Origin of the sequence: Modestobacter sp. NPDC049651, from assembly GCF_040659695.1 — a bacterium.
GTDB lineage: Bacteria > Actinomycetota > Actinomycetes > Mycobacteriales > Geodermatophilaceae > Modestobacter.
On record NZ_JBFAOG010000001.1, the window covers coordinates 54842 to 68108 of the forward strand.

Below are 13267 nucleotides of genomic sequence, written 5' to 3' on the forward strand. Positions count from 1 at the left end.
GCGCGCCGTCAGCTGGTGCGGGTCACCACGTAGCCGCACAGCGCGGTGAGCGCCTCGCGGACCGGACCCTCGGGGACGGCGGTCAGCCGCGCCCGCGCCCGGTCGGCGTACTCCTCGAGCACCGCGGTGGCCCGCTGCAGCGAGGCGGAGGTGCGCAGCAGCGCCAGCGCCTCGGCGTGCTCGGCCTCGTCGACCACCGGGCCGGCGACCAGCGCGCGCAGCCGGGCCTCGGCCGGGTCGTCGCCGGCGCGCACGAACAGCACCGGCAGCGTGGCGATGCCCTCGCGCAGGTCGGTGCCGGGCGACTTCCCGGAGGTGCCGCCGTCGCTGACGATGTCGATCAGGTCGTCGGAGAGCTGGAAGGCGACCCCGACCTCCTCGCCGAACGCGGTCAGCGCGGCCACCAGCTCCTCGTCGACGCCGGCGAAGGAGGCGCCGAACCGGGCGGAGGTGGCCACCAGCGAGCCGGTCTTGTCGGCGAGCACCGACAGGTGGTGCTCGACCGGGTCCTCGCCGGGGCGGGGGCCGACGGTCTCCCGCAGCTGGCCGGTGACCAGCCGCTCGAAGGTGCGGGCCTGGATGCGCACCGCCTCGGGGCCGAGGTCGGCGAGCAGGTCGCTGGCCCGGGCGAAGAGGAAGTCGCCGGTGAGGATGGCGACGCTGTTGCTCCACCGGCTGTTGGCGCTGGGCGCACCGCGGCGCACGGCGGCCTCGTCCATGACGTCGTCGTGGTACAGCGTGGCCAGGTGGGTGAGCTCGCAGACCACGGCCGCGGTGACGACATCGGCGGCGGACGGGTCGCCCAGCTGCGCGGCCAGCAGCGCGAGCATCGGCCGGAACCGCTTGCCGCCGGCGCTCATGAGGTGACCGGCGGTCTCGCTGACGAACTCGTTGTCGCTGGTGGCCGCCCCGTGCAGGGCGGCCTCGACCCGGGCCAGCCCCTCGGCCAGCGTCTCGCCCAGCTCGCCCTCGGGCAGCCAGGGGCCGATCGTCGACGGCGGCGTGGAGGGGCGGTGCCAGAGCTGCTTCTCCGCCGCGCCGCCGCGCGCGCTGGTGGTCCCGGTCCCGGTCATCAACCGACGAAGATAGCCGCCGGTCGCGCGTCACACCGCACCGCCCTGCTCACGGCGGTGTCACCGGGTGAAGACGGCCGCATCGCGGGCCAGGTCCAGCAGCGAGCCCGGGACGACGCCGAGCACCAGGGTGATCGCGGCGGTGACCGCCAGCACGATCGTGGTCGGCAGCCCGGGCACGCCGACGGTGGGCCCGTCGGCGGCGGGCTCGCTGACGAACATGAGCACGACCAGCCGCAGGTAGAACCAGGCGGCGACGGCGCTGACCACCACGCCGACCAGCGCCAGCGGCCAGGCCCCGGCCTCGATGGCGGCCCGGAACACCGCGAACTTCCCGGTGAAGCCGCTGGTGAGCGGGATGCCGGCGAGCGCCAGCAGGAACAGCGTCATCAGCCCGGCGGTCACCGGCGAGCGGCGGCCGAGCCCCGCCCAGTCGGCGAGCCCGGTGGCCTCGCCGTCGCCGCGCCGGACCAGGGTGACGACGGCGAAGGCGCCGAGCGTCGTGGCCGCGTAGGTGAGCAGGTAGAACAGCGTCGCGGACAGCCCCGACCCGTCGCGGCCGGCTGCCAGGCCCACCACACCGGTGAGCAGGAAGCCGGCGTGCGCCACCGAGGAGTAGGCGAGCATCCGCTTCACGTCGGTCTGCGCGAGCCCGAGCACCGCGCCGGCGACCATCGAGACGATCGCCAGCGCGTAGACCAGCGGCCGCCAGGTGCCGTCGGCGGCGCCGAAGCCCACCGTGAGCAGCCGCAGCAGCGCCCCGAAGGCGGCGACCTTCGTGGCGGCGCCCATGAACGCGGTGACCGGGGTGGGGGCGCCCTGGTAGACGTCCGGCGTCCAGGCGTGGAACGGCGCGACGCTGGCCTTGAACATCAGCCCGACCAGCAGCAGGGCCAGGCCGAGCACCAGCAGGGTCGCGTCGCCGTCGGTCCGGGCCGCCTCGCCGATGACCGACAGCCGGACGCTGCCGGTGGCGCCGTAGACCAGCGCCAGCCCGTAGAGGAAGAACGCCGAGGCGAAGGCGCCGAGCAGGAAGTACTTGACGGCCGCCTCCTGCGACAGCAGCCGCCGCCGGCGGGCCAGCCCGGAGAGCAGGTACAGCGGGAGGCTGAGCACCTCCAGCGCGACGAACATGACCAGCAGGTCGTTGGCGGCGGTGAACAGCATCATCCCGCCGAGGGCGAAGCCGGCCAGCGGGTAGACCTCGGTCTGCACCCGGTGAGCGGTGGCGAGCTCGGCGTCGCGGGCGGTGCCCGCCGGGACCGCGGCGACGGCGACGAACGCCGACCGGGCCGGGTCCAGCGCCCGCTCGGCGAACAGCAGCACCGACAGCGCGCCCGTGCCGGCCAGCACCGCCTGCAGGAACAGCGCCGCACCGTCGACGGCGAGCGCCCCACCGGCGGTGACCTCCTCGCGGCCGGCCAGCAGCAGGCTGCTCACCAGCGCACCGACCGTGCCGACCAGCGCCAGCCCCACCTGCACCCGCTCCCGGCGGGCCCGGGGCACGAACGCCTCGACCAGCACCCCGACCGCGGCGGCACCGAAGACGAACAGCAGCGGCGCCAGCGCCGGGTACGACAGCGACGGTGCCGAGATGCCGCCCATCAGCGCTGCCCTCCGTCGTGGGTGGGGGTGGTGCCGTCGGGGTCCGCGCCGACGTCGACCATCGTGGCCTGCACGGCCGGGCGCACCAGGTCGATCAGCGGCTGCGGGTAGACGCCCAGCCCGATGACCAGGGCGATCAGCGGTGCGACGACGGCCAGCTCGCGCGGCGCCAGGTCACGCACCGCCGACCGCACCGTCGGCCGGGTGGCCACCGCGGTCGCGCCGCCGCCGTCCGGGACCGCCGGGGTGGCCGCCTCCGGCGGCACGTCGGGGAACAGCACGCCGCGGGGCGGGCCGTGCATCGTGCGCTGGTACATCAGCAGCACGTAGACGGCGGCCAGCACGATGCCGACGGTGGCCAGCACCGTGAAGACCGGCCGGGTCGGGAACGCGCCGATCAGCACCAGGAACTCGCTGACGAAGCTGTTCGTGCCCGGCAGCGACAGGGTGGCGAGGCCCGCCAGCAGCAGGGTGCCGGCCAGGACCGGCGCCGCGGATGCCACTCCCCCGTAGTCGCTGATCCGCTGCGACCCGCCGCGGCTGATGAGCATGCCGACCACCAGGAACAGCAGCCCGGTCGCGATGCCGTGGTTGACCATGTAGAGCACCGCGCCGGTGGCCGCCTCGGTGGTGAAGGCGAAGACGCCCAGCGCGATGAAGCCGAAGTGCGCGATCGAGGTGTAGGAGACCAGCCGCTTGAGGTCGTCCTGGCCGGCGGCCAGCACCGCGGCGTAGAGGATGCCGACCACCGCGAGCACCAGCACCACCGGCGCGAGGTCGCGGGCGGCGTCGGGGAACAGCGGCAGGCAGAGGCGCAGCATCCCGTAGGTGCCCACCTTGTCCAGCACGCCGACCAGCAGCACCGCGCTGCCGATCGGCGCCTGGGCACCGGCGTCGGGCAGCCAGGTGTGGAAGGGCACCAGCGGCGCCTTGATCGCGAACGCGATGAAGAACCCGGCGAACAGCAGCTTCTGCACACCGGGGGTGATCTCCAGCTGGCGCAGCGCGTCGAAGGCGAAAGTGCCCGCGCCGAACTGGGAGTTGCTCACCACGTACAGCCCGATGACCGCGGCCAGCATCACCAGCCCGCCGAGGAAGCTGTAGAGGAAGAACTTCACCGCCGCGTACTGCCGGCGCGGCCCGCCGAAGCTCCCGATCAGGAAGTACATCGGGACGAGCATCGCCTCGAAGAAGACGTAGAAGAGGAACACGTCGGTGGCGGCGAAGACCCCCACCAGGGTGGCCTCCAGCAGCAGCAGCCAGCCCAGGTAGGCGCGCAGCGAGCGCCGTCCGGGGCCGAAGTCCTCCCGCCACGACGCGACCACCACGACCGGCACGAGCAGGCCCACCAGCAGCAGCATCACCAGCGCGATGCCGTCGACGCCGAGGGCGAAGTCGACGCCGAAGTCGGGGATCCACGACACCGAGCTGGTGAGCTGGAACCGGGCGCCGCCGGTGTCGAAGGCGACGGTGGCCAGCACCGCCAGCAGCAGCGTCAGCCCGCTCGCGCCGAGCGCCACCTGGCGGGCGAGCCGGTCCCCGCCGCGCGGCAGCGCCGCGATCGCGGCCGCCCCCGCCGCGGGGACGAGCAGCATCAGCAGCAACCACGGGAACCCGTTCATCCCGCTGCCACCGCCCAGAGCGCCCCGGTCAGCAGCACCGCGCCGCCGAGCATCCCCAGCGCGTAGCTGCGCACGAAACCGGTCTGCAGCCGGCCCAGCAGGGACGACGAGCCACCCAGCGCCGCCGCGGTGCCGGTGACGGCGCCGTCGACCCCGCGGTCGTCGAGCACCAGCAGCCCCCGCGTGAGCAGCTGCCCGGGACGCATGACCAGCGCCTCGTTGACCGTGTCGGCGTACAGCGCCCGGCGGGCCGCGGCGACGACCGGCGAGACCCGGGCCGGCGCCGTCGTCGGCACCTCGCGCCGGCCGAACAGCACCCAGGCCAGCCCGGCGCCGGCCAGCATCACCACGGTCAGCACCACGCCGACCAGCGCGGGGGCCACCACGTGCTCGGCCTCGGCCGGCTCACCGAACACCGGGGTGAACCACTCCGCCAGCGGGAACGCCTGCACCAGCAGGAACCCGGCGGCGACCGAGCCCGCGGCCAGCACGACCATCGGCGCGGTCATCACCGGCGGGGACTCGTGCGGGGTGGGGGGCGGGTTGGGGGCGTCGGGATCAGCCCAGCGCGGCTTCCCGGCGAAGGTCAGCACCATCAGCCGGGTCATGTAGAACGCGGTCAACCCCGCGCCGAGGGTGGCGACCGCGCCCAGCACCCAGCCCGACGCCCCGCCGCGGTCCAGCGCGGCCTCGACGATGGCGTCCTTGGTCCAGTAGCCGGACAGGAACGGGAAGCCGATCAGCGCGAGGTAGCCCAGCCCGAAGGTGACGAAGGTGACCGGCAGCCGCCGGGCCAGCCCGCCGTAGCGGCGCATGTCGGTGGAGTCGTCCATCGCGTGCATCACCGACCCGGCGCCGAGGAACAACCCGGCCTTGAAGAAGCCGTGGGTGAACAGGTGCGCCAGCCCCGCGACGTAGCCGGCCGGGCCCAGGCCCACGGCCAGGAACATGTAGCCGATCTGGCTGACCGTCGAGTACGCCAGCACCTTCTTGATGTCGTCCTGCGCGCAGCCGGCGATCGCGCCGATGAGCAGCGTGACCGCGCCGACCACCAGGACGACGGTGCGCGCGGTGGGCGTGGCGTCGTAGAGCGGCGCCGACCGGGCGATCAGGTACACCCCGGCGGTGACCATGGTGGCGGCGTGGATCAGCGCCGACACCGGGGTGGGGCCCTCCATCGCGTCGGGCAGCCACGCCTGCAGGGGGAACTGGCCGCTCTTGCCGCAGGCGCCCAGGAGCAGCAGCAGGCCGATCGCGGTGACGGTGCCCCCGGCGAGCAGGCCGACGTCGCCGAGCACGCCCGCGTAGGACGTCGTCCCGAGCTGGGCGAACATGATGAACACCGCGAGGGCCAGGCCGACGTCGCCGATGCGGTTCATCAGGAAGGCCTTCTTCGCCGCGGTGGCGGCGGCCGGCCGCTGGTACCAGAAGGCGATCAGCAGGTAGGACGCGAGACCGACGCCCTCCCAGCCGACGTAGAGGGCGACGTAGCTGTTGCCCAGCACCAGCAGCAGCATCGCGGCGACGAACAGGTTGAGGTAGGCGAAGAACCTGCGGCGGCCGGGGTCGTGCGCCATGTAGCCGATCGAGTAGACGTGGATCAGCGCACCCACACCGGTGATCAGCAGCACGAACGCCGCCGACAGCGGGTCGACCAGCAGCCCGGCGCGGACGTCGAGCCGGCCGGTCGAGATGAACGTGAACAGGTCGACCGAGACCGACCGGCCGTCGACCCCGTGCAGCTGCACGGTGCACAGCAGGCCGATGACGAAGGCCGCGGCGACCGTGCCGGTGCCGAGCAGGTGCCCCCACCGGTCGGTGCGGCGGCCGCCGAGCAGCAGCACCGCGGCGCCCGCCAGCGGGAGCGCGATGAGCAGCCAGGAGGCGCTGAGCAGGCCGGTCGCCGGCACCGTTTCCATTCCCGGGGTCCCCGTTCCGCTCAGTACTTCAGGAGGTTGGCGTCGTCGACGCTGGCGGAACGGCGGGTCCGGAAGATCGACATGATGATCGCCAGCCCGACCACCACCTCGGCGGCCGCGACGACCATGACGAAGAAGGCGATCAGCTGGCCGTCGAGCGACCCGTTGGCCCGGGCGAAGGTGACCAGGGTCAGGTTCACCGAGTTGAGCATCAGCTCGACGCACATGAAGACGACGATCGCGTTGCGGCGCACCAGCACCCCGACCGCGCCGATGGTGAACAGCACGGCCGCCAGCACCAGGTAGTTCGCGATGCTCATCGCTCGACTCCGGACTCGTTCCGCTCCTCGGTCGCTGGCGCTCCCTGCGATGCTCGCTCGCCCGTCGTCCTCGCGATGCTCATCGGGGTTCCCCTCCGGGCGTGCTCGTGCCGAGCGCCGCGTCCGGGCCGCCGGCGTGCGGGATGCCCTGGCGCTCCACCCCGACCGTGCCGGCCGGCGGCAGCGCGTCGACCTGCTGCTGCTCGACCCCGCTGGTGAGGCTGGCCTGCGCGACGGTGCCGTCGGGCAGCCGTGCCGGGGCGGCGATGGAGTTGGCCCGGGCGTACACCCCGGGACCGGGCAGGGTCTGCGGCGAGCCCTCCAGGAAGCGCGCCCGGGACAGCTCCTTCTGGGTGCGCCGCTGCCCCGGCTCCCGCTCGGTGTGGGCGAGCACCATGGCACCCACCGCGGCGGTGATGAGCAGCGCGCTGGTCACCTCGAAGGCCAGCAGGTAGCGGGTGAACAGCAGCCGCGCGATGCCCTCGACGTTGCCCTCGCCGCCCCGGTCCCCGAGGCCGCGCAGGGTCGTCCCCTCGACCGCCCGGGCCACCCCGGCACCCACCAGCCCGGCGAAGCCGATCCCGAGCAGCACGGCCGCGACCCGCTGCCCGCGCAGCGTCTCGACCACCGAGTCCGAGGACTCCCGGCCGACCAGCATCAGCACGAACAGGAAGAGGATCATGATCGCGCCGGTGTAGACGATGATCTGCACCGCGCCGAGGAACGGCGCCTGCTGGACGACGTACATCACGCCCAGCGACAGCATCGTGTTGACCAGCCACAGCGCCGAGTGGACGGCGTTGCGCGACAGCACCATGCCCAGCGCCCCGGCCAGCGCGACCGGCCCCAGCACCCAGAAGACGACGGTCTCCGCGGTGCCGATGTGCGGGCTCACGCCTGCGCTCCGGAGACGGGCCGGTCCGGCACACCGGTCTCGGCCGGGCCGGGCTCCCGCACGTAGTAGGCCTGCTCGTCGTCACCCAGCCGCATCGGGTGCGGCGGCGCCTCCATGCCCGGCAGCAGCGGCGCGAGCAGCTGCTCCTTGGTGTAGATCAGGCTCTGCCGGTCGTCGTCGGCGAGCTCGAAGTCGTTGCCCATCGTCAGCGAGCGGGTCGGGCAGGCCTCGATGCACAGCCCGCAGAAGATGCAGCGCAGGTAGTTGATCTGGTAGACGCGGCCGTACCGCTCACCGGGGCTGAAGCGCGCGTCCTCGGTGTTGTCGCCACCCTCGACGTAGATGGCGTCGGCGGGGCAGGCCCAGGCGCACAGCTCGCAGCCCACGCACTTCTCCAGCCCGTCCGGGTGCCGGTTGAGCACGTGCCGGCCGTGGTAGCGCGGCTTGGTCTCCTTGTGCTGGAACGGGTACTGCTCGGTGGTCACCTGCTTGAACATCGTGGCGAAGGTGACCCCGAAGCCCTGGGCGGGCCCGGGCAGCCGGCTGGTGCGGGCCGGCGTCGCCGGGGTGTCCTGCCGGCGGGCCGGCACGTGCTCAGACATCGACGTCCTCCTTCTGCGCTGGGCTGCCGGCGGGCTGGGTGGTGCTGCCGGCGGGCTGCGTGGCGCTCCCGGCGGGCACCGGCTCCCGGCGGCGCAGCCGTGGGGACGGCGGGACGACCAGGTCCATCGGCGGCACCGGGAACCCGCCGGCGGGCGGGCGCTGCCGCCCGGCCGGGGGCAGCACCTCGGGCCCGGCCGGCGGCGGCTCGCCCGGGGCGGCGGCGCGGGCGTCCAGCCGGGTCGACCGGTTGGCCCGCCGGGACGCGACCAGGAGCCCGCCGAGCAGCAGCAGCGCGACCGGCACGCCGACGTACACCGACACCGCGCCGACGTCGGCGCCGGCCTCGCGGGCCACCGTGCGGATGGTGGCGACCACGAGGATCCACACCAGCGCGGTCGGCACGAGCACCTTCCAGCCGAACCGCATGAACTGGTCGTAGCGGAGCCGGGGCAGCGTGCCCCGCAGCCAGATGAAGACGAACAGGGCGACGACGACCTTGCCGAGGAACCACAGCAGCGGCCACCAGCCGGAGTTGGCGCCGTCCCAGACCGAGATCGGCCACGGCGCCCGCCAGCCGCCGAGGAACAGCGTCGCGGCCAGCGCGGAGACGGTGACCATGTTGACGTACTCGGCGAGGAAGAACAGCGCGAACTTCAGCGACGAGTACTCGGTGTGGAACCCGCCGACGAGCTCGCTCTCGGCCTCCGGCAGGTCGAACGGCGCCCGGTTGGTCTCGCCGACCACGGCGATCACGTAGATGGCGAACGACACCGGCAGCAGGACGGCGTACCAGCTGGGCCCGTTGTGGGTGGACCCGAACAGCGAGGTGCCGTCGGACTGCGCGGCGACGATCTCCGAGGTCGACATCGTGCCGGCGTAGAGGAACACCCCGACGATCGACAGCCCCATCGCGATCTCGTAGCTGACCATCTGCGCGGCGCTGCGCAGCCCACCGAGCAGCGGGTACGTCGAGCCGGACGCCCAGCCGGCCAGCACGATGCCGTAGACGCCCATCGCCGAGCAGGCCAGCACGATGAGCACGCCGATGGGGGCGTCGGTGAGCTGCAGCGGGGTGCGCTCGCCGAAGATGCTCACCGTGGGGCCGAGCGGGACCACCGAGAAGGCCAGGAACGCCGGGATGGTGGCGATGACCGGGGCCAGGAAGTACACCGGCCGGTCGGCGAGCGCCGGCATGATGTCCTCCTTGAACGCCAGCTTCAGGCCGTCGGCGAGGCTCTGCAGGTAGCCGCGGGGGCCGACCCGGTTGGGGCCGATCCGCTGCTGCATGCGGGCGACGACCTTGCGCTCGAAGACGATCGCGAACAGCGTCATCAGCACGCAGACCACGAAGACGCCGAGGATCTTGACCAGCACGATCCACCAGACGTCGTGCCCGAAGTCCTCGAGCGTGGGCGGCGCGGCGACGGTGCTCACCGGGCACCTCCCGCCGTGACGGCGACGACCCCGCCGGCGCCGGCCCCGACCTGGCTGCGGACGTCGTGCCCGGGTGAGCGCAGCGGCAGCCAGACCACACCGTCGGGCAGGTCGGCCAGCTCCAGCGGCAGGGTGAGCGCGCCGGCCGGGCCGGTGACGGTCACCGGGTCGCCCTCGGCCAGCCCGAGCCGCGCCGCGGCCTCCGGTGCGAGCCGGGCGCGCGGGGCGCGGGCGGTGCCGGCGAGGGCCGGTTCGTCGCGGGTGAGGGTGCCGCCGTCGAGCAGCTGGCGCCAGGTCGCGAGCAGGAACTCGCCGTCCCGCCGCGGCGCCGCCGGTTCCGGGCGCCGGTCGAGGCCGCGGGGCTCGGGCCGGCGCGGAGCGCCGCCGAGCGCGACCAGGTCCGCGCGCGCGGCGAGCACCGTGTCCAGCCGCAGCTCGACGCCCATCCGCTCGGCGAGCCCGACCAGCACCCGCGCGTCGGGCAGCCGGCCCTCGTCGTGCAGCGTGCCGTCGAACGGGCGCACCCGGCCCTCCCAGTCCAGGTACGCGCCGGCCTTCTCCGGGGCGGCGGCGACCGGGAGGACGACGTCGGCGTGCGCGGTGACCGCGGTCGGGAACATCTCCAGGCTGACCACGAACCCGGCGGCGGCCAGCGCCTGCTCGGCGAGCCGCGGATCGGGCAGGTCGGCCGGGTCGACCCCGCCGACCAGCAGGCCGCCGAGGACGCCGTCCCGGGCGGCGGTCAGGATGCCGGTGGTGTCCCGGCCGGGGGTCTCGGGCACCGGGGCGCCCCAGCGGGTGGCCACCTCGGCGCGGGCGGCCGGGTCGCTGACCAGCCGGCCGCCGGGCAGCAGGGTGGGCAGCGCGCCGGCCTCCACGGCGCCGCGCTCCCCGGCCCGGCGGGGCACCCAGGCCAGCCGGGCGCCGGTGGCCCCGGCCAGCGCCACCGCCGCGGAGAACCCGCCGGGCACCTCGGCCAGCCGCTCCCCGAGCAGCAGGACGGCGCCCGGCCGGCGCAGCGCGGCGGCCGCCCCGGTGTCCTCGTCCGCCAGCGCCCGCAGCACCGCCGCCTCGGCGCCGGGCACGGTGGGCAGCACGGTGGCCCGGAGCTTGGTCGCGGCGCGGGTGGTGAACGGGGCGACGTCGAAGACCGGCAGGCCGTTCTGCCGGACCGCGCGGCGCAACCGGAGGAAGACGATCGGCGACTCCTCCTCCGGCTCCAGCGCGACCAGCACCACCGCGGGGGCGGCGGCGAGCTCGTCGTAGGTGACCGCCCCCGCGCCGGGGGCGGTGCCGGCGACGTGCGCGGTGAGGAAGTCCAGCTCCTCGGCGGAGTGGGCGCGGGCGCGGGCGTCGACGTCGTTGGTGCCGAGCACCACGCGGGCGAAGGTGGCCCAGGTGTAGGCGTCCTCGACGGTGACCCGGCCGCCGGGCAGCACCCCGACACCGCCGGCGTCGCGGGCCCGGCGCAGGCCCGCGGCGGCCGCCGTCCACGCCTCGGGCCAGGACGCCGGCCGCAGCTCGCCGTCCGCACCCCGGACCAGCGGCGTGGTCAGCCGCTCGGCCGAGGTGGCGTACCGGAAGGCGTAGCGGCCCTTGTCGCAGTTCCACTCCTCGTTGACCGCGGGGTCCTCACCGGCCAGCCGGCGCATGACCTTGCCGCGCCGGTGGTCGGTGCGCTGGGCGCAGCCGCTGGCGCAGTGCTCGCAGACGCTGGGCTCGCTGCGCAGGTCGAACGGGCGGGCGCGGAACCGGTACTGCGCGCTGGTGAGCGCCCCGACCGGGCAGATCTGCGTGGTGTTGCCGGAGAAGTAGGACTCGAACGGCTCGTCGGGGGCGATCGCCACCTGCTCCAGCGCGCCGCGCTCGAACAGCTCGATGAACGGGTCGCCGGCCACCTGCTGGCTGAACCGGGTGCACCGGGCGCACAGCACGCACCGCTCGCGGTCCAGCAGCACCTGCGAGCTGATCGGCAGCGGCTTGGGGTAGGTGCGCTTGCGCTCGGTGAACCGGCTCTCGGTGCGGCCGTTGCTCATCGCCTGGTTCTGCAGCGGGCACTCGCCGCCCTTGTCGCAGACCGGGCAGTCCAGCGGGTGGTTGGCCAGCAGCAGCTCCATCGTGCCCTGCTGCGCCTTGTCCGCGACCGGGCTGGTGAGCTGGGTGTGCACCACCATGTCCGGGGCGACCGGGGTGGTGCAGCTGGCCACCGGCTTGCGCTGGCCCTCCACCTCCACCAGGCACTGCCGGCAGGCGCCGATCGGGTCGAGCAGCGGGTGGTCGCAGAACCGCGGGACCTGCACGCCGATCAGCTCCGCGGCGCGGATGACCAGCGTGCCCTTCGGCACGGCGACGGCGAACCCGTCGATGGTCAGGTGCACGGCGTCCGGCGGGGTGTGCGGGCCGGGGGCGCCCGGTGGCAGCGCCGGCGCCGGGTCCGGGACAGCGGGGACGGCCGGGTCCACAGCGGTCATGCGGGCACTCCCACGGGCTCGATGCGCAGCGTGCGGCCCAGCCGCGCCTGCTCGTCGGGGGGCAGCAGGGCGACGTAGTCGTCCCTGAAGTACTTCATCGAGCTGGCGATGCAGCTGGTCGCTCCGTCGCCGAGCGCGCAGAACGAGCGGCCGAGGATGTTGTCGGCGATGTCGGTGAGCAGGTCCAGGTCGGTGGCCCGGCCCTGCCCGTCGACCAGGCGCTGCAGCACCTGGGTGAGCCAGTAGGTGCCCTCCCGGCAGGGGGTGCACTTCCCGCAGCTCTCGTGCGCGTAGAACTGGGTGAACCGCAGCGTGGCCTCGACGATCGAGTCGGTCTCGTCGAAGACCATCAGCGCGGTGGTGCCGAGCATGGAACCGGCCGCGGCCACCGAGTCGAAGTCCAGCGGGACGTCGAGGTGCTCGGGGGTGAAGTACGGCGTCGACGAGCCGCCCGGCGTCCAGAACTTCAGCTCGTGCCCGGGGCGCACCCCGCCGGCCATGGCCAGCAGCTCGCGCATCGTCGTCCCCATCGGCGCCTCGTACTGCCCGGGGCGGACGACCCGGCCCGACAGCGAGTAGATCTTCGGGCCGGGGCTGCGCTCGGGCCCGAACTCCTTGAACCAGTCGGCGCCGCCGCGCAGCACGTACGGCACGGTGGCCAGCGTCTCGACGTTGTTGATCACCGTCGGGGCGCCGTACAGCCCGGCGACGGCGGGGAACGGCGGCTTGAGCCGCGGCTGACCGCGGTAGCCCTCCAGCGAGTCCAGCAGCGCGGTCTCCTCGCCGCAGATGTACGCGCCCGCCCCGGCGTGCACCACCAGCTCCAGGTCGTAGCCCGAGCCCAGCACGTCGGTGCCGAGGTAGCCGGCGGCGTAGGCCTCCTGCACCGCTGCCATGAGCCGCCGGTGGGCGTGCACCGCCTCGCCGCGGACGTAGACGACGGCGAAGTGCGACCGGATCGCGTAGGCGGTGATGATCACGCCCTCCACCAGGGAGTGCGGGTCGGCCATCATCAGCGGCACGTCCTTGCACGTGCCGGGCTCGCCCTCGTCGGCGTTGACCACCAGGTACTTCGGCGCGGCGGCCGGGCCGGTCGGGGTCTCCCCGGGCTTCGGCTGCGGGATGAAGCTCCACTTCATCCCGGTCGGGAAGCCGGCGCCGCCGCGGCCGCGCAGGCCGGAGTCCTTGACCAGCGCGACGACGTCGTCGGGGGTCATGGTCAGCGCCTGGCGCAGCGCCCGGTAGCCGTCGGTGCGCTCGTAGGTGTCCAGCGTCCACGAGCGCGGCTCGGCGAAGCGCTGGGTCAGGACGGGGGTCAGCGGCAC

At 74.3% G+C, this 13267-nt stretch carries 10 protein-coding genes; all 10 read right to left on the reverse strand.

What is annotated here, in order from left to right; genetic code table 11:
- Positions 1–8 precede the first annotated feature (8 nt).
- Positions 9–1073 (reverse strand): polyprenyl synthetase family protein, encoded by a 1065-nt coding sequence (locus AB0J00_RS00290; RefSeq protein WP_357738457.1) that lies wholly within the window; start codon positions 1071–1073, stop codon positions 9–11.
- Positions 1074–1133: 60 nt separating this feature from the next.
- Positions 1134–2678, reverse strand: coding sequence for an NADH-quinone oxidoreductase subunit NuoN (nuoN, locus tag AB0J00_RS00295; protein WP_357738459.1), 1545 nt, complete (start codon positions 2676–2678; stop codon positions 1134–1136).
- Positions 2678–4300: an NADH-quinone oxidoreductase subunit M gene (locus tag AB0J00_RS00300; RefSeq protein WP_357738462.1), complete on the reverse strand. Its 1623-nt coding sequence runs from the start codon at positions 4298–4300 to the stop codon at positions 2678–2680. The genes nuoN and AB0J00_RS00300 overlap by 1 nt, the downstream gene beginning before the upstream one ends.
- Positions 4297–6219 (reverse strand): NADH-quinone oxidoreductase subunit L, encoded by a 1923-nt coding sequence (nuoL, locus tag AB0J00_RS00305; protein WP_357738465.1) that lies wholly within the window; start codon positions 6217–6219, stop codon positions 4297–4299. The genes AB0J00_RS00300 and nuoL overlap by 4 nt, the downstream gene beginning before the upstream one ends.
- Before the next feature lie 20 nt (positions 6220–6239).
- Entirely contained in the window at positions 6240–6539 is a 300-nt protein-coding gene (nuoK, locus tag AB0J00_RS00310; protein ID WP_357738468.1) for an NADH-quinone oxidoreductase subunit NuoK, read from the reverse strand.
- A gap of 79 nt (positions 6540–6618) precedes the next feature.
- Complete coding sequence (locus tag AB0J00_RS00315) at positions 6619–7434, reverse strand: NADH-quinone oxidoreductase subunit J (RefSeq protein ID WP_357738471.1); 816 nt, start codon at positions 7432–7434, stop codon at positions 6619–6621.
- Positions 7431–8036, reverse strand: a complete 606-nt coding sequence (gene nuoI / locus AB0J00_RS00320; protein ID WP_357738473.1) for an NADH-quinone oxidoreductase subunit NuoI — start codon at positions 8034–8036, stop codon at positions 7431–7433. The genes AB0J00_RS00315 and nuoI overlap by 4 nt, the downstream gene beginning before the upstream one ends.
- Entirely contained in the window at positions 8029–9471 is a 1443-nt protein-coding gene (nuoH, locus tag AB0J00_RS00325) for an NADH-quinone oxidoreductase subunit NuoH (RefSeq protein WP_357738476.1), read from the reverse strand. The genes nuoI and nuoH overlap by 8 nt, the downstream gene beginning before the upstream one ends.
- Positions 9468–11942 (reverse strand): NADH-quinone oxidoreductase subunit G, encoded by a 2475-nt coding sequence (locus tag AB0J00_RS00330; RefSeq protein WP_357738478.1) that lies wholly within the window; start codon positions 11940–11942, stop codon positions 9468–9470. Before AB0J00_RS00330 ends, nuoH begins: the two co-directional genes overlap by 4 nt.
- Entirely contained in the window at positions 11939–13267 is a 1329-nt protein-coding gene (gene nuoF / locus AB0J00_RS00335) for an NADH-quinone oxidoreductase subunit NuoF (protein ID WP_357738481.1), read from the reverse strand. The genes AB0J00_RS00330 and nuoF overlap by 4 nt, the downstream gene beginning before the upstream one ends.

Excerpts from the sequence above, each read along its gene's own strand:
- AB0J00_RS00290 (WP_357738457.1), bottom strand. The coding sequence starts at position 1,073 with ATGACCGGGACCGGGACCACCAGCGCGCGCGGCGGCGCGGCGGAGAAG.
- nuoN (WP_357738459.1), bottom strand. The coding sequence starts at position 2,678 with ATGGGCGGCATCTCGGCACCGTCGCTGTCGTACCCGGCGCTGGCGCCG.
- AB0J00_RS00300 (WP_357738462.1), bottom strand. The coding sequence starts at position 4,300 with ATGAACGGGTTCCCGTGGTTGCTGCTGATGCTGCTCGTCCCCGCGGCG.
- nuoL (WP_357738465.1), bottom strand. The coding sequence starts at position 6,219 with ATGGAAACGGTGCCGGCGACCGGCCTGCTCAGCGCCTCCTGGCTGCTC.
- nuoK (WP_357738468.1), bottom strand. The coding sequence starts at position 6,539 with ATGAGCATCGCGAACTACCTGGTGCTGGCGGCCGTGCTGTTCACCATC.
- nuoI (WP_357738473.1), bottom strand. The coding sequence starts at position 8,036 with ATGTCTGAGCACGTGCCGGCCCGCCGGCAGGACACCCCGGCGACGCCG.
- AB0J00_RS00330 (WP_357738478.1), bottom strand. The coding sequence starts at position 11,942 with ATGACCGCTGTGGACCCGGCCGTCCCCGCTGTCCCGGACCCGGCGCCG.